This window comes from Leeuwenhoekiella parthenopeia, from assembly GCF_020782115.1.
Taxonomy (GTDB): Bacteria; Bacteroidota; Bacteroidia; order Flavobacteriales; family Flavobacteriaceae; genus Leeuwenhoekiella; species Leeuwenhoekiella parthenopeia.
In genome coordinates this window covers 232,421-250,427 of the sequence record NZ_JAJGMW010000004.1, presented here as the reverse complement: position 1 = coordinate 250,427, position 18,007 = coordinate 232,421, and the positions used below count along the sequence as shown (strand labels likewise).

Genomic DNA, 18,007 nt, shown 5'->3' with positions numbered 1-18,007 from the left:
TGGGTAAAATATCACCGGTGCAATACGCAAAGCTTCATTCTATTGGGGCTAGCCCCAATAGAATGAAAAACAATAATTTTAAACAAGTTTTGGAAAATTAAGCAGTTCTAATCTAGGGAAGCTTACAGGAAGTGCCGGACGAGGATGATTCGGTCACCGGCATTACCTGCGTGGAACTCTTAGCCGATAAAAAAGCCCGATTGTATGTGCAGGATGCCGGGGAATCGCGGGAAGTAGCCGGTACCTGGGATACCTATGGTTCTATGCAGGTAGGGCCTCTGGAAATGGAGTATAATTTGAAAATCGCGTACAAATCCCCATCAGGAGCGGTCAAGGCATATCTGGGTTTTGTAGGTCTTGACGACGATCAGCTGGTTTTTTCGGCTAATGATTTAAAACTTCGAAAACAGGAATAAATACCTGCACTGTTTTCAGACTTCGGTCATCATGATCCCGCCTTCTACCTCTTACCTTTAACTTCTCACTTTTAAGTGGTCAACCTATATCAGGGAGGTACACCCATTACCCATTACCTTTTAACTTATAAGAACGCTTCCTCAAATCCTGCTTTTTAAAATAGCGTAGCGAAAAGAAGACCACCATACCCAGCGGGACGGCGATCATCAGATACCGCAGGGCCATATCAAAGGTATCGGTAATGTCTCCCGAGTGCGAAATCGCAAAACTCCCCATCGAGGTGATGATGTAGAGCAGACCGCCCATAAGTCCGCCTGCGATCCCGGCATTTCCGGGGAAGAAGACCATGTTTTGCGTAAAGTAGTTGGTAAACAAAAAGCCCGAGCAGATGTGAATGATAAAGGCAAAACCTACGAACAATACCAGATGGTCCACGATTCCGCCCAGCGCGATAAAAATGCCTATGAGTACCAACTGTATAAGCGTTACCGTACGTATTTTTTGAATAAAATTAGTCGAGGTATAGCGTTTGCTTAAAATACCGCCTATCATCCAGGCAAAGCCCAGCACGAGCGTACAATAGCCGATGATCACGGCGGTGTAGTTAAAGTGTTGCTCTACCACAAAAGGCCCCGCGATGTTAAACACCATCACGACCGAGTAGGCGCAGCCCAATACCCAAACCCCTAGGATAAAGCCGGGATTTTTCAACATAGCCAGGTAGAGCAGGCCGGTTTTCTTCAGGCGCAGTTTCTTAAAGTTGCGAATGGTTTCGCCGCTAAAAACGAGTTCGCCCGCAAACAGGATCGCCGCGTAGATGGTGAGAAAGTAAAAGTTGGCCTGCCAGCCCAGGTGTTCTTCCAGAAAGCCACCCAGAAAAGGCGCGATGATGGGGCCACAGCTCCAGACGATGGTAAAGTAACTCAGGTAGTGTTTCCGCTCCCGGTCGTCGTAGAGGTCTACAAAATACGCCCGTTTAGCCACCACAATAAAAGCGGTGGCGATTCCCTGTACAATGCGCAGCAGGTTGATAACCAGTACTTCGCCGGTAAAGGTGACCGCGAGACTGCTCAGCAGGAGGATGATTAGCGAAAAGAGTACGGGCTTGCGACGCCCCACCTGGTCGATAACCGGCCCCACCAGCAATTGCGAAAAACCGTAGCTCAGAAAAAAACAGGTAAGGGTAAGTTGTATGCTTTGTTCCGAAACGTTGAGGTTGCGCGCCATCGCCGGAAACGAGGGTAAATAGATATCGGTCATAAACCCCGATAAGGGAATAGACAGAAAGGTGAGTATCGTTGCGATCTTTTTGCGTTGGGGGGAAGCGTCGCGTAAGTGCATAAGCTTTTAATTAAGGTCTTAAACGGAAAGGATTACAGGAAGGGTTTACCTTACTATTTGGATCTGCGCCCTGCGCCCGTTCTTTTTTGAAATAAAAAGCCCCTTCATTGCTGAAAGGGTTTTTTATCTTATTCATAGCCATTAGCTTAGTGCGTGTTGGCTTTTAAAAGTTCGGGGAATTTGGCTTTAAAGCGGTTTAAGCGGGGGATAGATACGTTTTGGATGTATGGATTTTCCGGGTGCTGTACCTCGTAGTTTTGATGGTAGGCTTCGGCCTCCCAGAATACGTCAAAAGGTTCTACCTCTGCAGCTACCGGCTCGCCCAGTTGTTCGGCTAAAGCGGCTTTCTTTTGATCTATGATTGCTTTTTCGGCCTCATTCTGGTAAAAAATAATCGAGCGGTATTGCGAACCGCGATCGGGTCCCTGCCCATTTACCTGCGTAGGATCTTGCGAACCAAAATACACATCTACCAGTTGGCTAAAACTCACTTTTGCGGGATCGTAAATCACCTTTACCGCTTCGGCGTGACCGGTGCGGCCGGTGTTGCTTTCCTCATAAGTAGGGTTTTTTGTATGGCCGCCGGCATACCCGGAAACGGCTTCTTCCACACCATTTACGCTTTCGTATATGGCTTCCACACACCAAAAACAGCCGCTGGCAAAATAGGCGGTGGCCTGTTCCTGACCCGGCTTGTCTGTAAGGGCATCGGCCTGCACAGAACCGGGTGCTGTCGCTGTAAGCTGGGCTTTGTCGCGGTTTTGGTTGGCATTGGCGCACCCGTTAAATAGGAGGCTCAAAGCCAGCGTACCCGCAATTAAGGCTGCTATAATGATTCTGTTTTTCATAAAAATCGGGGCTTGGTAATCCAATCTGTAATTCACGTCTTTCGTTTTACAAAGTTCGATTACTAGGACGCAAAAGTAAGACCAAACTTTCACAAGATGCTGCTAATTTTTGACCGTATTTCTTAAAAATTTTAAATCGCTCAGCGCCCGTAGATTCGGGTTTTGACCTCCGTTCGTGCGCGATTGTATCGCGCACCTTGAGGTTTGGATGCCTATTCCCTAATTACGGGCAAATAATCTAATGTTTTAGAGTTATTCTTCTTTAGCCTTCTTTTTCTTCAGTATAGCAATGAGTCCCCGTTGTCCTCATCCCCAGCCCTTCTCCCGCCGGAGAAGGGAGCCTAATTCTAACTTTTTTCAGAAATTTAAAATCTATAGTATTCAAACCCGAAGGGTTAAGCCTCCGTTCGTGCGCGATTGTATCGCGTACCTTGACATTTCAATTTCCCATAGATATTTATAGTTTGAAGTATGTTCTTTTCTTTTTTAGCTCGTGTCATTTGTATTATATGGGAACTCGTGAACCTCGTGCCTCGGTTTGCATTGCCAAAAAAAAGAAACAAAAAACGCTAGGCTGACAAGACGGTATCTAAATTTATCGTTCTCCTCATCCCCAGCCCTTCTCCCGCCGGAGAAGGGAGCCTAATCCTAACTATTTTTAGAAATTTAAAATCTATAGTATTCAAATCCGAAGGGTTAAGCGGATTACATTTTTCCAATGACTGGCAAATAATCTAATGTTTTAGAGTTATTGTTCTTTAGCCCTCTTTTTCTTCAGTATAGCAAAAAGTTCCCGTTGTCCTCATCCCCAGCCCTTCTCCAAAGGAAAAGGGAGTCAGATTTTAACTCAGAAAGCTTTGATATAATCAAACCCGAAGGGTTAAACGAGTTTCTCTCCCTCGGTTCAGAATAGCCGCAGGCAGCTCCGAGGGACAGGAGCGCTAGCGACGCGGAGCTGACAAGGCGGTTTTCGCCCTGAGGCGAAAAATTCCTAAGCGAGGGGCTCTTTTCTTTTGGTTCGTTTTCTTTGGAGAAGCAAAGAAAATGAACAGAACATGCTATGGTAATATTGCCTGCACAAATCGACGTTAGGAGATTTACCAGTACTTAAAACAAAACTATAACTTCAATTAGCATTTCTGTTCTTTTGTCTTGATACAAAAGAACCAAAAGATCAAGGCTCACAAGACGATATCTAAATTTATCGTTCTCCTCATCCCCAGCCCTTCTCCTCCCGAAGGTTCGGGAGAGAAGGGAGCCTAATCGTAACTGTTTTCAGAAATTTAAAATCTATAGTATTCAAATCCGAAGGGTTAAATGACTTACAATTTTCCAATAACTGGCAAATAATCTAATGTTTTAGATTTATTGTTCTTTAGCCTTCTTTTTCTTCAGTATAGCAATAAGTTCCCGTTAAAAATTTTCTAAGCCTTGGAGAAAATTTAGGGAAGTTATTGCGGTTTTGCCCCTGAGGGCAAAAATACCTAAGAAAAAGTGTCTTTTCTTTTGTTTCTTTTCTTTGGACAGGCAAAGAAAAGAAAGGGACAAACTGTAGGACCTCTTATTACATAAATCGACGTTAGGAGATTTACCAGTACTTAAAACAAAACTATACCTTCAATTAGCATTTCTGTTCTTTTGTCTTGATACAAAAGAACCAACCCGTCTATTCAGCCGGGCAGGAAGATCAAGGCTCACAAGACGATATCTAAATTTATCGTTCACTGCGCTGCAGGCGGTTAACTCGTCCGCTATCGCGTCCTCAAACAGAACCGCCTGCGACGCTGCGCTCACTTCAAATTTTACGATATCTTCTTGTAGGCCGTCTTTGAAATTAGGACTAAGAGTTTTATTCTTTAGCCCTCTTTTTCTTCAGTATAGCAATAAGTCCTCGTTCTCCTCATCCCCAGCCCTTCTCCAAAGGAAAAGGCAGTAAGATTTTAACTCAGATGAAAGCTTTGATATAATCAAACCCGAAGGGTTAAATGACTTACAATTTTCCAATAACTGGCAAATAATCTAATGTTTTAGATTTATTGTTCTTTAGTCCTCTTTTTCTTCAGTATAGTAATAAGTTTCCGTTAAAAATTTTCGAAGCCTTGGAGAAAATTTAGGGGACTTATTGCGGTTTTGCCCCTGAGGGCAAAAATACCTAAGAAAAAGTGTCTTTTCTTTTGTTTCTTTTCTTTGGACAGGCAAAGAAAAGAAAGGAAGAACCAATAGAACCTCTAATTACGCAAATCGACGTTAGGAGATCAACGAACTCTAAAAATAATACCTAAAGAAAAAAACCGTAACCTGACAAAAGTCATAAAATACCCTGAAGCATCCCGGTACTTTTACCGGGTAATTTGATAGTAATTAAAATTTTTCAGGTATGACCACTTTTTCAAAACTTCAGGACGATTTTACCCATAACATCATCGGCTATTCCGCCATCGGGATTATTTTAAGTACCTGTTTAGGTTCTGCCGCGGTGATGACCACCTTAATGCACGGGCACGGTTTGGTACAGATGTTTTTTGTAATGCTCAGCGTGGTGGCTTGCAGTATGCATAACGCCTCGATCCTTACCGTACAAAAACCGGATCTGATCTTTAAACTTTTGGTTTTCAGTACCGTGCTGAATGTACTTATAATCATTGGCGGACTCCTTATCTAGCCGAAACAACCCCCGCTTTAATTGACCTTTTTCAAGTCTAATTATACGAGGTTGTCGAAAAAGTTATTCGGTATTGGACTGTCAGTCTGAGCCTGTCGAAGACTATTTGATTATCAGCAGTCTAGAACTTCGACCCCCGGAAATATCAGGGCAGATTGACAGCTTAAGCTTACTTTTTTAGACAGCCTCGTTTTTACAGTACAAATTATGATTGATACGGCTTTGGTTACCAAATACAACGTCCCCGGACCGCGCTATACAAGTTATCCCACGGTGCCTTATTGGGATCGGGAGCAATTCAGCCTGGCTTTGTGGAAAGAGACGCTGAAGCACAGTTTTAAAGCGAGTAACAGGACCGAAGGCATAAGTCTGTACATTCACCTGCCTTTTTGCGAGTCGATGTGCACCTTTTGCGGCTGTACCAAACGCATTACCAAAAATCACAGCGTAGAGACTCCGTATATCAACGCGCTGCTAAAAGAACTTGCTCTGTACCGTTCGTTTTTAGGGGAGCGACCGGTCATACAGCAGGTGCATTTAGGTGGGGGCACCCCCACCTTTTTTACCGAACACAACCTTAAGATGCTTATCGACGGGATTTTTAAGGTTGCAGACCGCGCGCCGGGTTGTGAAATGAGCTTCGAGGGTCATCCCAACAATACCACGCTGGCACACCTCCAAACCCTGGCGGCTTTGGGTTTTAAACGCGTTTGCTACGGCGTGCAGGATTATAACGAGACGGTGCAAAAGGCCATCAACCGCATTCAGCCGTTTGAGCATGTGGAGCAGGCAACCGGGCAGGCTCGCCGGGCGGGCTATACTTCGGTGGGGCACGACATCATTTTTGGACTTCCCTTTCAAACGCTTGATCACGTAAAGCATACTATCGAAAAGACCATTCAGTTGTTTCCGGACCGAATTGCCTTTTACAGCTATGCGCACGTGCCATGGATTAAAGGGAATGGCCAGCGGGGCTACGATGAGGCCAACCTGCCCACGCCCGAAGCAAAGCGGGAGCAGTATGAGAGCGGAAAGCGTTTACTACTCGAAGCCGGTTATGTCGAAATCGGCATGGATCATTTCGCCTTACCCACAGACGATTTGTATTACGCCCAGCAGGAAGGGCGTCTGCACCGCAATTTTATGGGGTATAATGCTTCTAAAACCAAGGTGATGCTGGGGCTGGGCGTGTCGGCCATCAGCGACAGCTGGTACAGTTTCGCCCAAAACGTCAAAGGGCTGAGCGAATACTATCACCTGCTCGAGAATAATATTCTGCCGGTGTACCGCGGGCATATTTTAACCGAAGAAGATCTGGTGATCCGAAAGCATATTCTCAACCTGATGTGTCGTTTTGAAACCCGCTGGGATGCCCCCGAACTCTGCTTCGATGGTCTGGCCGAAACCTTGATTCGTCTTGGCGAACTTGAAGCAGACGGTTTGCTGGAATTTAGACTGAATGGTTTGCGCGTCACCGAAAAGGGAAAAGCCTTTGTACGCAACATCTGCCTGGCTTTTGACCTGCGCCTGCAACGCAATAAACCCGAAACCAAACTTTTTTCTATGACTGTTTAAGGGTCCCTAGACTCAATTTGGTTGGTAACCCGCCTGAATGCTGATTTATCAGCTTTTTGGCGGGTTTTTTGGCACCGCCAAAGGGATTAAAAGCGGCAGTTTGCTTCAAAAAAAATCCTTCGACTGCGCTTAGGACAAGCTTACCTAAAGAAAAGAGCCTTTTACTGCAATACTGAAGAAAAACAGGACTAACAAATCAGATTTAGTATTCTGAACAAAATATTCGTTTAGGATTGTGATATGGAAAAGTAATTTAGGTTTTGAGTAAAAAGGTCAATTAAAACGCCAGTACCGGCCTACAAATATTTATCGTAAAATTTGAAAAGAGGGAGCGTTAAAAATTTTAGACTGTTTGAGTTAAACGTATTTTGATCTTTAAGGAGAATAATCAAGCGAGTTTCTAAAATTTAGCGAGCGAATGATAAATTTAGATAAAGCTTTGTCAGCCTAGATTTTTTTGGTTCCTTTTTTCATCGATGGAAAAAAGGGACAGAATATGGCTTGAAGTGAAAAACTTAAATTTTTGTGAGACCAAGCTTCTAAAGGTTATATCGAGAACCCCGGTTAGTAATAAAAATGATAAACTAAGCAGACTTCTCGATACGCCTGAAGCTCCACTAGCGCTATGCCTCAGCCACTCGAAGTGACATCTAAGCGAAGGATGAGGGAAAGACTTGAACGCGATGCAATCGCACGAGAACAGTGAAGATTAGAATAACTAAAAAAACCGTAACTTAGTGGTGTAAAAACGTGCAGATACGCACCAAAAGTAAAGTTTATGGACACGATTCGAAAATCAATAACTTTTACAGAAAAGCAGGATCGCTGGATAAAGATGAAAGTTGAAAATGGTGATTTTACTAATGATAGTGAGTATATACGGGACTTGGTACGAAAGGATCAGGAAGAAACGGAAGAACTTTTGGAGCTTAAAAGGGCAATTCAAGACGGCTTAAAAAGTGGGGTGAGTCCCCTTAAAATAAAAGATATCATAGCCAAAGTAGATAATGGTGAGCTATAAGCTTTCTGCCAAAGCCGAAGAAGATTTAGTTGAAATCTATAAATATGGTGTATCTCATTTTGGTTCTTTACCTGCGCGAAACTATTTACTCGAACTCGAAGAAACCTTTCTGATGCTTGCGACCAGACCAGAACTTCTTAGAAAAGCATCATTTATAGCAGAGCGCATATTTTTTTATCAGTTTAAAGGACATACCATTTTTTATTTAGTCGAAGACCAAAATGAGATTTTTGTGGTTCGGGTACTGGGTAAGCGGATGGATTTTAAATTACACCTTTAGTTTTCGACAGGTCTTGAATAAAAATTAATTCAGTTTCTAAAAAAAAGCTAATTAAAACGCCAGTACTGGCCTACAAAGATTTATCGTAAAATTTGAAAAGAGGGAGCGTTAAAAATTTTAGACTGTTTGAGTTAAACGTATTTTGATCTTTAAGGAGAATAATCAAGCGAGTTTCTAAAATTTAGCGAGCGAATGAAAAATTTAGATAAAGCTTTGTCAGCCTAGATTTTTTTGGTTCCTTTTTTCATCGATGGAAAAAAGGGACAGAACATGGCTTGAAGTGAAAAACTTAAATTTCTGAGAGTCCAGGCTTTCAAAGGTTGTATCGAGGAGCCCGGTTAGCGATAAACATCCCAACTAAGCAGACTTCTTTATATACCTGAAGCTCCGCTAACGCTATGCACCAGCCACTCGAAGTGACATCTAATCGAAGGATGAGTGAAAGACTTACACGTGATCCAATCGTTCGCGAACAGTGAATCCCCTATCTTCTATTTGTATGTTTGAGTTTCTTTAGAATGCTCTGTTCATTTTCTTTAGCTCGCTGTCGCTTATTGGTTATGGACCTCGTGAACCTTGTACCTCGGTTTGCTTCTCCAAAGAAACCCATCGACTCCGCTCAGGGCAGGCCTAGCCAAAAGAAAAGAGCCTTTTTTATCTGTATCTCCTATTGGTTTTGGTCAAATATAATGTGCCTATGATAATTTGAGTTTTCAATTGTAATTATTCTCAGGCTTATTTCTTAGGTATTTTTGCCCTTAGGGGCAAAACCGCAATAAGTCCCCTAAATTTTCTCCAAGGCTTCGAAAATTTTTAACGGGGACTCATTGCTATACTGAAGAAAAAGAGGACTAAGAAGACTGTTTCCTAGTCTTAAAGCAAAAATCTAGTTAGGATTGGCTCCCTTCTCCGGCGGGAGAAGGGCGGGGGGATGAGGCGATCTCTCAATGACAACTCTGCCTCGCCTCTACCTGCGCCACAGCAACCTTTTCCGAAGGGGAAACATAAGGAATACCTAAGCCCAAACCGCGGAGGATAAACAAAAAACCCATCAGGATCACCAGAATAGGAATGACCTTGACAATTTGTTTTTTGGCTTTGCCTTTTATAAAATTTCCCAGATAGAGGGCTGAAGTCATCAGGGGTACGGTGCCTAATCCAAAGAGCAGCATATACAGGCTTCCGTGGAATGCGCCGCCGGTGCCCAAAGCTCCAAACACCGCCATATACACGAGTCCGCAGGGGAGTAGACCGTTTAATAAGCCCAGGGTAAAAAAGGTGCTTTTGCGTTTGCTTTTAAGCTGCTGACCCAAGGCCGATTTGATACGTCCCACCAGTTTGTACGCAGGTTTTGACAGGTTGTAGCGGTTAAAGATTCGGGAAGGGATTACCACCGCGGTAATCATCAGGGCACCTACGGCGATAGAAAGTTGCTGCTGTAAGCCAAAGAGGTTTAAACGCTCTCCCACGGCTCCAAACAGAAAGCCAATAAGCGCATAGGTAAGCAGCCGCCCGCTGTGGTAGCTGAGTATTTGAAAGAACTTTTTCAGCGGATTCCGGTGATCTACCGGCATCAAAAACGCGATAGGCCCACACATGCCCACGCAATGCAAACTGCCCAAAAGTCCGAAAAGAAGTGCCGTTGCGATCATAATCAATAGGTTATTTCATCCTCAAAGCGGTAGTTTTTACCTTCGTATTCCCAGGTAATGGTAATGTTCCAGCGACCGCCAACCAGGCGTTTGTCAGGTATGAGCAAATTAGAAGATGACAGGCGTATAGGCATGTCAAAATCAAGTTGCCGGGCAGACGGTCTATACAGGAACACTGAGCCGGTAATGGCTTTAGGATCTAAATTTTCAGGAAAAGCAATGAGGTAACCCGCTTCGGTTTTGGTACCGGTTACCGGTGTTTCGAGCTGATTGCTGTTTTCGGTGGCGTCTATGGCGCCCTGCAGGTTCATCTCGTGCTTGTAATAGTCTTCGATAACCAGATCATAGCTGTATTTCTGGTCTGTAGACATCGTGATTACAAAGTACAGGATAAAGCTCATAAAGCTTAGCATACCGATGACGAGCCCGGTTCCCCAATTGAATTTCATAGTGATGTGTTTTAATTTTTTAAATGAAAACCTTCCCCGCCGGGGGTTAATTATATTTTTTAGCCAATTCATCCTGACTCAGGGCTTTTTTCTGTTTTTGCTCTTCTTTAAACAGGCGTACCCTGCAATGCTGGTTCTGACCGGGTTTTCCGTTTTGACAGCCCAGGCAGCAGTTGTGTTTCTTTGTAGTTTCCATGATCGTATCAGTTATAGCTTCGGGGCCCCAGAAAGATGGTGCGGGTGGTCTCTATGAGCCGTTCACCGCTGTAAACCCCTATTTTTAATTGTTCTTTTTCGCCTTCCAGATCAGCGCTTTTCACTTCTATAAAAAGCGTGCCTTCCGCAAGTCCCTGTGCCGGTACTTCAAGTGTTTCCTGCGACACCACTTTAATACTTCCGCTATGCGAAATCAGCTCAAAGTGCACGTTTTCAATTTTTCGCGTGGTTTTATTGATGAGCTTAAAGGTGTACACATTGCTGATGATATCTTCGGCTTTGTGCTCATAGAGCTGACCCGGCAGGCGCAGCACGTTTGCTTCCACATCATTGCGTAAAAAGAGCATCCCACTTAATACGCCAATTAGAATGATCAGTACGGCGGTATAGCCTTTAAGACGCGGAGTAAACTGAAACTTCGTCTTCTTCTCAATGTTCTCTTCACTGGCATAGCGAATCAAATCCTTGGGCAGGTTTACCGCCTCCATCATCTGGTTGCAGGCGTCAATACAGGCGGTGCAGTTTACACATTCCAGCTGGGTGCCGTTGCGGATGTCAATCCCGGTGGGGCACACATTTACGCACTGAAAGCAGTCGATGCAATCCCCCTTGCCTGTTGCTTCGCGGTCTTCAGTCTTTTTAAATTTGGCTCTGCCGGCTTCTTTCTCGCCGCGTTTGTAATCGTAAGCCACCAAGATAGATTTGGTGTCGAGCAAAACGCCCTGCAACCTGCCGTAGGGACACACGATGATACACACCTGCTCGCGAAACCAGGCGAAAACAAAGTAAAACACGCCGGTGAAAATGAGCAGCGAGATAAGCGTGCTTACGTGGTTTGCCGGGCCGTCGGTGATGTACTGCAGCAGGCGCTCGCTGCCTATGAGATAGGCCAGAAACACATTGGCAATGAGAAACGAGATCACAAAAAAGACCGACCATTTCAGCAGACGCTTCCGTATTTTTTCGGCATTCCAGGGCATGTTGTTTAGGCGTATTTGTTTCCCGCGGTCACCATCAATCCAGTATTCAATCCTGCGGAAGACCATTTCCATAAATATGGTCTGAGGGCAAATCCACCCGCAAAAGATTCGGCCAAAAGCAACCGTAAACAGCACTACAAAGACCACCCCGATGATCATCATCATCACAAAGAGGTGAAAATCCTGCGGCCAGAACGGAAAGCCGAAAATATTAAACCTACGCTCCAGCACATTGAACATCAGAAACTGGTTGCCGTTGATGTGTACAAACGGCGCACCGAATAAAAAGAGCAGCAGCGCATAGCTCACCAGTTTGCGGTACTCGTAGAGTTTGCCCACCGGTTTTTTAGGATACACCCACGCGCGTTTGCCCGCATCGTTGATGGTGCCTATGCTGTCCCTAAAATGTTCCTGATCCTGAGCGGCCATGGTTATTAATTTTCGTTTGTGATGATGTCATCGATCACCGGTTCCTGTTCTAAAATCACCTCAATACCGGTAGAATCCTGCTGTACCTGCACTGCTTCTACGGGCGCGTTTTCATCAATCCAGATTTCTCCTTCCGGTTCTTTGGCATCTGCCGGGTTGGTGCCGTGCAGGCTCAATACGTAGCTGGCTACCTGCGCGATTTCACCGGGTTTCAGGTCGGTTTTCCAGGAGATCATGCCTTTTCCGGCGCGTCCTCCTTCGGCGATGGTGTGAAAGACATTTTTGATACCGCCACCCAGAATCCAGTAGTCATCGGTGAGGTTGGGGCCAATTCCGCCCGCGCCGCCTGCTTTGTGACAGGCGATGCAATTCCCGGTAAAAAGGACTTCTCCTGCTTTGATATCGCTTGCATCGGTAAGCAGCTCTACGGTGTTGGCATCTACCAGATCCTTAGCGGTTTTTTTGTATTCTTCCAGATCCAGTTTAGCCTGCGCGACTGCCTGCTCATACTCATCGATCTGGTCGTAATCGCCAAAGACTTCAAAGCGTAACAAATACACCGCTGCAAACAGAATAGTAGCGTAAAAGCCATACACCCACCAGGGTGGCAGACGGTTGTCGAGTTCTTTGATACCGTCATAATTATGGTCCAGCAAGATTTCTTCTTCCTGCTCTACAGGCTTTGCTTTCCAGAGTTTACCGTACAGGCCTTTAAACCAGGACGCCATGCGTCTTTTTTTGGCTTCAACTTCAGCCTGGTACTGTTCCTGGGCTTCCGGCTTTAGGGACTTAAAGAGGACGGCGCGTAAGCTTTCAATACAAATCTCAAAAGCGATGTACATAAAGACGAGCACGGCATAGATGGCCCAGAGCCAGTTTTGGGTGGTAAATACCGAAGCTTCATTTTCGGGTGTACCCACATAATTTAGAAAGAGGTAGGCAAAGCCCGCAAAAGCTAAAATGCGTAGTATAGATGCGATACTTCTCATGGCTGGTCTGGTGTTAAAAGGTCTTCTTCAAGCGGAAGCGCACTCACTTCCTGTAAATAATGCTTCTTTGCGGTGATCACCCAGGCAAACAGGGCAACAAAAAACACAAAGAAAATGAGCAGGGAGATGATGGGATAGATGGCCACCCCGTCTATGTTTTCCAGATTTTGTTTGACAAATTTGAGCATGGTTATTCGGTTTTTGCGGTTGAATTTTCGGCACCGGTTTTAATCTTGATATCGGTTCCCAGGCGTTGCAGGTAGGCGATAAGCGCGACGATCTCGCGGTTGCGCATTTCGACAAAATCAGCTCCGTTTTGAGCAGCAGCTTTTTTATCGGCTTCATAGGTTTTGGCAAAATCGGGGTCGGCATACAGATTTTTTTCAATCTGTTCGCCCTGTTCGCTCATCCATTGCTGGGCGCGCTCAATATCTTCAACCGTATAGGGTACGCCCAGTTGCTTCATCGCTTTCATCTTGTCTTCGGTCTGTGACTTATCGAGTTCGCTGCGTATCAACCAACTGTAAGACGGCATAATTGAACCGGCTGAGGTACTCTGCGGATCATACATATGGTTGAGGTGCCAGTTGTCTGAATATTTTCCGCCTACGCGAAATAAATCAGGTCCCGTGCGCTTGCTTCCCCAGAGGAAGGGATGATCGTAGACATACTCGCCCGACTTGGAGTACTCGCCGTAACGCTCTACTTCACTGCGGAAGGGTCTGATCATCTGTGAGTGGCAGCCCACACAACCTTCGCGGATGTAGAGGTCACGCCCTTCAAGCTCCAGTGGGGTGTAGGGTTTTACCGTAGAAATCACGGGTACATAATCATCTACAATCAGTGACGGAATGATCTGCACCATACCGCCAATCAAAATAGCAATGGTGGCGAAGATGGTGAGTTGAACCGGGCGACGCTCCAGCCAGGTATGGTAGCCTTCTTTTGCGGTACGTTTGGGGGTCACGGGGCTAAGCGGTGCAGCTTCGGCGAGTTCGTCGGTCACTTTGCTTCCGCTTCTTATAGTTTTAATAATATTATAGAGCATCACAAAGGCACCCAGGATGTATAGCGAACCACCTATAGCCCGCATCCAGTACATCGGGATGATTTCGGTTAAAGTCTCCAGAAAGTTTCCGTAGGTAAGGGTTCCGTCAGGATTGAATTGTTTCCACATTGAAGCCTGTACAAAACCGGCCACATACATAGGCAGCGCGTACATAATGATTCCCAAAGTACCTACCCAGAAGTGTACGTTCGCGAGTTTGGTAGACCAAAGCTGCGTTTTGAATAATCGCGGCACCATCCAGTAGACCATCCCAAAAGTCAGGAAGCCATTCCACGCCAAGGCGCCTACGTGCACGTGTGCGATGATCCAGTCGCTGAAGTGCGCAATGGCATTTACATTTTTAAGCGAAAGCATCGGCCCTTCAAAGGTGGCCATCCCATAACCGGTAATGGCAACCACCATAAATTTCAAAACCGGATCGGTACGTACCTTATCCCAGGCGCCACGCAGGGTAAGCAGGCCGTTGATCATACCACCCCAGGATGGCGCGATCAGCATCACGGAAAAGGCAACTCCCAGGTTTTGCGCCCAGCCGGGCAGTGCGGTGTACAGCAAGTGGTGCGGCCCTGCCCAGATGTAAATGAAAATCAGCGACCAAAAGTGTACAATCGAGAGTCGGTAGGAGTAGATAGGCCGGTTGGCGGCTTTGGGTACAAAGTAGTACATCAGACCCAGAAACGGAGTGGTCAGGAAAAATGCCACCGCGTTGTGCCCGTACCACCATTGTACCAGCGCATCCTGCACCCCGGCGTAATACGAATAACTTTTAAGCGCGCTTATGGGCAGCTCGATACTGTTTACAATATGAAGCACGGCCACCGTCACAAAAGTGCCCAGGTAAAACCAAATGGCCACATAGAGATGGCGCTGTCTGCGTTTGAGGATGGTACCGATGAGGTTGGCTCCAAAAGCCACCCAAACCAGCGCGATCATAATGTCTATAGGCCACTCGAGCTCTGCATATTCTTTAGAAGTGGTGTAGCCCAGCGGCAGTGTGATGGCTGCGGCGACAATAATCGCCTGCCAGCCCCAAAAGTTGAAGTTGCTCAGCCAGTCTTTCCACATACGGGCTTTAAGCAGGCGCTGTGACGAGTAATACACCCCGGCATAAATGGCGTTCCCCACAAAAGCAAAAATCACCGCATTGGTGTGTAGCGGACGCAGGCGGCCAAAACTCAGCCACGAGATGCCGTCTGTGATGTTGGGAAATAAAAACATAAAGGCCAGCAGCAAGCCCAAGCTCATCCCGATGAGCCCCCAAAACAGGGTGGCGATGATAAACTTTCTTACGATTTTGTTGTCGTAATAAAACTGTTCTGTTTGCATAATTACTTCGATTTGCGATCTGAATGATTGGTAATGGATTGTTGGTTTTTGTCTGCGGAAGACCCTGTGTTTTTCACGAGTTCGTCTTCAAACAGCATACGTACCGAAGGGGTATAGGTGTCATCGTACTGTCCCTTGCGCACCGAGAAAATAAATGCCGCAAAGAAGACTAAAGCCACAACCACGCTTATCGCGAGAAGCATATAAATGATACTCATACCTACCTGAATTTGGTTGTAAAATTAGCCGGCTGTGTTTGCTTAAAAGATGACATAAATCAGCTTTTGAAAATCTATTCGTCTTCTTCGGGATTTTTTAAACTGCTGCCGAAATAATAGGTGCATAATGTGGTAAATGCCACGATGCTGATGGAGCTTAAGGGCATTAAAATCGCGGCGTAGACGGGTTTTAAGTTTCCGCTTACGGCCAGCGCGAGCCCCACCACATTGTAAAGCAGCGATAGGACAAAACTCCATTTGATGATGCGTTTACCATTCCGGGCAAGTTTTATAAAGGCAGGCAATTGCTCAAAACGCGAAGCATCCAGAATCCCGTCGCAGGCGGGTGAAAAGACATTTACATTTTCAGAAATGGCGATACCCACATCGCTTTGTGCCAAAGCGCCGCTGTCGTTGAGTCCGTCACCCACCATCATCACTTTTTTACCCTGTTGCTGCAGACTTTTGATAAACTTCAGCTTGTCTTCGGGTTTTTGATTGAAATGCATCGCCACCGGAACATCGAGTAGTCTGTTCAGCCTGCTTTGCTCGCTGTCGTTATCGCCCGAAAGAATAACGAGTTCGACATTTTTGCTCAGTTCCCGAAACACCGATTTTAAAGCGCTGCGGTAGGTGGTTTGAAAAGTGTAGCAGCCTTTATAGCCGGTTTGCGTGGCGATGTGTACGCTGGTATGACTGTCTGCAAGCTGTTTTTTTTCGGGCGGAAGCGCATTAACAAAGGCATACGAACCCACACGGATTTCCTGTTTTTTAAGCGTGCCGGTGATTCCCATTCCCGGTTCTTCTTCAAAATCATCAAGAACCTTGATTTTATAATCCTGAAACATGCTGTACAAACTGCGGCTCAGTGGATGATTTGAAGCCCTGAGCGTGCTGGTAAGCAGGGATTCTTCATGTTCGGTAAGGCTTTCACCGCTATAGCGTATGGCTTCTTTGGAAGCTGAGGTCAGCGTGCCTGTTTTGTCAAAAACCACCGTATCAACGGCCGCCAGTTGTTCTATGACTCCTGCATCCTTTAAGTAGAACTTGTGTTTACCCGTGATGCGCAGCAGATTGCCCAGGGTAAAGGGAGCAGATAAGGCCAGGGCGCATGGGCAGGCGACAATGAGCACTGCGGTAAAGACATGGAGTATTTTTGAGGGGTCAACAAACCACCAAAACAGGGACGCAGCCAGGGCAATCCCAAGAACGCCGAGGGTAAAGTGTTTGCTTATTTTGGTCGTAAGCGAGTCGAGTTCGTTTTGCCGTTCTTTTTGAAAGATTTCGTTGCTCCACAATTGGGTGAGGTAACTTTGTTCGACGGCTTTGGTCACGCTGAGTTCCAAAATACCGCCCTGTTGTTTTCCACCCGCAAAGACCGTATCACCTGTTTTTTTAGATACGGGTTCGGCCTCGCCGGTTACGAAACTGTAGTCGATAAGCGCATCTCCTTTAATCAGGATCCCGTCTACCGGGATGAGTTCGCCATTGCGTATGAGTATGCGATCTTTTGGTTTGATCTCATAAACCGGAATCTGGCTTTCCCGTTGGGCTCCTTCGGTTTCCAGGCGGGTTACTGCGATGGGGAAATAGGATTTGTAGTCGCGCTCAAAGCTGAGATAAGCGTAGGTTTTCTGCTGAAAAAACTTTCCGAGTAAAAGAAAGAAAACCAATCCCGCCAGACTATCAAAAAAGCCGGTCCCGGTGTTGGTAATCACCTCATAGCACGAACGCAGAAAGAGTACCAGAATGCCCAAAGCGATGGGCACGTCTATATTCAGCATACGCGAGCGCAGCGATTTAAAGGCCGAAGTAAAATAATCCCGGGCTGAGTACAGCACCACGGGAATGGAGAATACCAACATCAAAGCCCTGAAAATGGGTTTATACCGGTCTAGCCAAAACTCTTCAACCTCAAAATATTCGGGGAAGGAGAGAAACATGATATTTCCAAAGGCAAAGCCTGCGATGCCCAGTTTGTAAATGAGGGAGCGGTCTTTTTTGCGCTCTTTTTTGTTGAAATCCTGTAGCGAAATCACCGGTTCGTAACCCAACATGCACAGCAGTTCAACCACTTCCCTGAGACTGATTTCAGCCGAATTGAAGGTGATGCGAATGGTTTTTTCAGGGAAGTTCACCTGAGTGCTTTTGATAGCCGGGCGCAGTTTGCTCAGGTTTTCCAGTACCCAGATGCAGGAGCTGCAATGTATGGCGGGTATGGTAAACGATGCGATCTGTGTGGCCTGCTCGTCAAAATCAAGCAGTTTGGCCTTGATTTCCGGGTTGTCCAGATAATCAAACCGACCTTTGAAATCTTTAGGCGTGTTGCCCGGACTTTTGTCCAGATCATAGTAGTACGACAGGTTGTTTTCATACAGGATGTCGTAAACCGTTTTGCAGCCACTGCAGCAAAAGAACTTGCTGCGATGCGCCAGGACGTGCTCCCCGCAGGAGTCGCCACAGTGATAACATGATTCCATTTTATTCTAATTTGCTAAATACCTGATGCAAAGGACTTAAACGCGATGCCCGAAA

Annotated in this window: 16 protein-coding genes; 5 read left to right on the top strand and 11 right to left on the bottom strand. The window is 45.8% G+C overall.

Annotated elements, in window-relative coordinates; genetic code table 11:
• The first annotated feature begins 131 nt into the window (after positions 1–131).
• Entirely contained in the window at positions 132–416 is a 285-nt protein-coding gene (locus tag LLW17_RS05030; protein ID WP_228229171.1) for a hypothetical protein, read from the top strand.
• 106 nt (positions 417–522) lie between these two features.
• On the opposite strand, the gene LLW17_RS05025 is transcribed toward LLW17_RS05030, so the two are convergent.
• Positions 523–1,758, bottom strand: coding sequence for an MFS transporter (locus LLW17_RS05025; RefSeq protein WP_228229170.1), 1,236 nt, complete (start codon positions 1,756–1,758; stop codon positions 523–525).
• A gap of 146 nt (positions 1,759–1,904) precedes the next feature.
• Positions 1,905–2,606: a peptide-methionine (S)-S-oxide reductase MsrA gene (msrA, locus tag LLW17_RS05020; protein WP_228229169.1), complete on the bottom strand. Its 702-nt coding sequence runs from the start codon at positions 2,604–2,606 to the stop codon at positions 1,905–1,907.
• 2,377 nt (positions 2,607–4,983) lie between these two features.
• On the opposite strand from msrA, the gene LLW17_RS05015 reads away from it, so the two are divergent.
• The 4 genes from LLW17_RS05015 (at position 4,984) to LLW17_RS05000 (ending at position 8,144) form a co-directional block, all read left to right on the top strand.
• A complete protein-coding gene (locus LLW17_RS05015) occupies positions 4,984–5,268 on the top strand; it encodes a hypothetical protein (RefSeq protein ID WP_228229168.1) in 285 nt (94 codons plus the stop codon).
• A gap of 207 nt (positions 5,269–5,475) precedes the next feature.
• Positions 5,476–6,843 carry an oxygen-independent coproporphyrinogen III oxidase gene (gene hemN / locus LLW17_RS05010; protein WP_228229167.1) on the top strand — a complete coding sequence of 456 codons (1,368 nt, stop codon included), beginning with the start codon at positions 5,476–5,478 and terminating at the stop codon, positions 6,841–6,843.
• 778 nt (positions 6,844–7,621) lie between these two features.
• Positions 7,622–7,864: a type II toxin-antitoxin system ParD family antitoxin gene (locus tag LLW17_RS05005; protein WP_228229166.1), complete on the top strand. Its 243-nt coding sequence runs from the start codon at positions 7,622–7,624 to the stop codon at positions 7,862–7,864.
• Positions 7,851–8,144: a type II toxin-antitoxin system RelE/ParE family toxin gene (locus LLW17_RS05000; RefSeq protein ID WP_228229165.1), complete on the top strand. Its 294-nt coding sequence runs from the start codon at positions 7,851–7,853 to the stop codon at positions 8,142–8,144. The genes LLW17_RS05005 and LLW17_RS05000 overlap by 14 nt, the downstream gene beginning before the upstream one ends.
• A gap of 944 nt (positions 8,145–9,088) precedes the next feature.
• Here the strand turns inward: LLW17_RS05000 and LLW17_RS04995 are convergent.
• The 9 genes from LLW17_RS04995 to LLW17_RS04955 form a co-directional block, all read right to left on the bottom strand.
• The gene (locus LLW17_RS04995) at positions 9,089–9,796 is read right to left on the bottom strand and encodes a sulfite exporter TauE/SafE family protein (protein ID WP_228229164.1); all 708 of its coding nucleotides are present in this window, start codon (positions 9,794–9,796) and stop codon (positions 9,089–9,091) included.
• 2 nt (positions 9,797–9,798) lie between these two features.
• Positions 9,799–10,245, bottom strand: coding sequence for a FixH family protein (locus LLW17_RS04990; RefSeq protein WP_228229163.1), 447 nt, complete (start codon positions 10,243–10,245; stop codon positions 9,799–9,801).
• Positions 10,246–10,291: 46 nt separating this feature from the next.
• Positions 10,292–10,441 carry a hypothetical protein gene (locus LLW17_RS04985; RefSeq protein WP_228229162.1) on the bottom strand — a complete coding sequence of 50 codons (150 nt, stop codon included), beginning with the start codon at positions 10,439–10,441 and terminating at the stop codon, positions 10,292–10,294.
• Positions 10,442–10,448: 7 nt separating this feature from the next.
• Positions 10,449–11,870, bottom strand: coding sequence for a cytochrome c oxidase accessory protein CcoG (gene ccoG / locus LLW17_RS04980; protein ID WP_228229161.1), 1,422 nt, complete (start codon positions 11,868–11,870; stop codon positions 10,449–10,451).
• A 5-nt stretch (positions 11,871–11,875) separates the two neighbouring features.
• Positions 11,876–12,859 carry a cbb3-type cytochrome c oxidase N-terminal domain-containing protein gene (locus LLW17_RS04975; RefSeq protein ID WP_228229160.1) on the bottom strand — a complete coding sequence of 328 codons (984 nt, stop codon included), beginning with the start codon at positions 12,857–12,859 and terminating at the stop codon, positions 11,876–11,878.
• Entirely contained in the window at positions 12,856–13,047 is a 192-nt protein-coding gene (locus LLW17_RS04970; protein WP_228229159.1) for a CcoQ/FixQ family Cbb3-type cytochrome c oxidase assembly chaperone, read from the bottom strand. Before LLW17_RS04970 ends, LLW17_RS04975 begins: the two co-directional genes overlap by 4 nt.
• Before the next feature lie 2 nt (positions 13,048–13,049).
• Positions 13,050–15,254, bottom strand: coding sequence for a cytochrome-c oxidase, cbb3-type subunit I (gene ccoN / locus LLW17_RS04965; RefSeq protein ID WP_228229158.1), 2,205 nt, complete (start codon positions 15,252–15,254; stop codon positions 13,050–13,052).
• A gap of 2 nt (positions 15,255–15,256) precedes the next feature.
• Entirely contained in the window at positions 15,257–15,472 is a 216-nt protein-coding gene (ccoS, locus tag LLW17_RS04960; RefSeq protein ID WP_228229157.1) for a cbb3-type cytochrome oxidase assembly protein CcoS, read from the bottom strand.
• Positions 15,473–15,546: 74 nt separating this feature from the next.
• Entirely contained in the window at positions 15,547–17,952 is a 2,406-nt protein-coding gene (locus LLW17_RS04955) for a heavy metal translocating P-type ATPase (protein ID WP_228229156.1), read from the bottom strand.
• Positions 17,953–18,007: the final 55 nt, after the last annotated feature.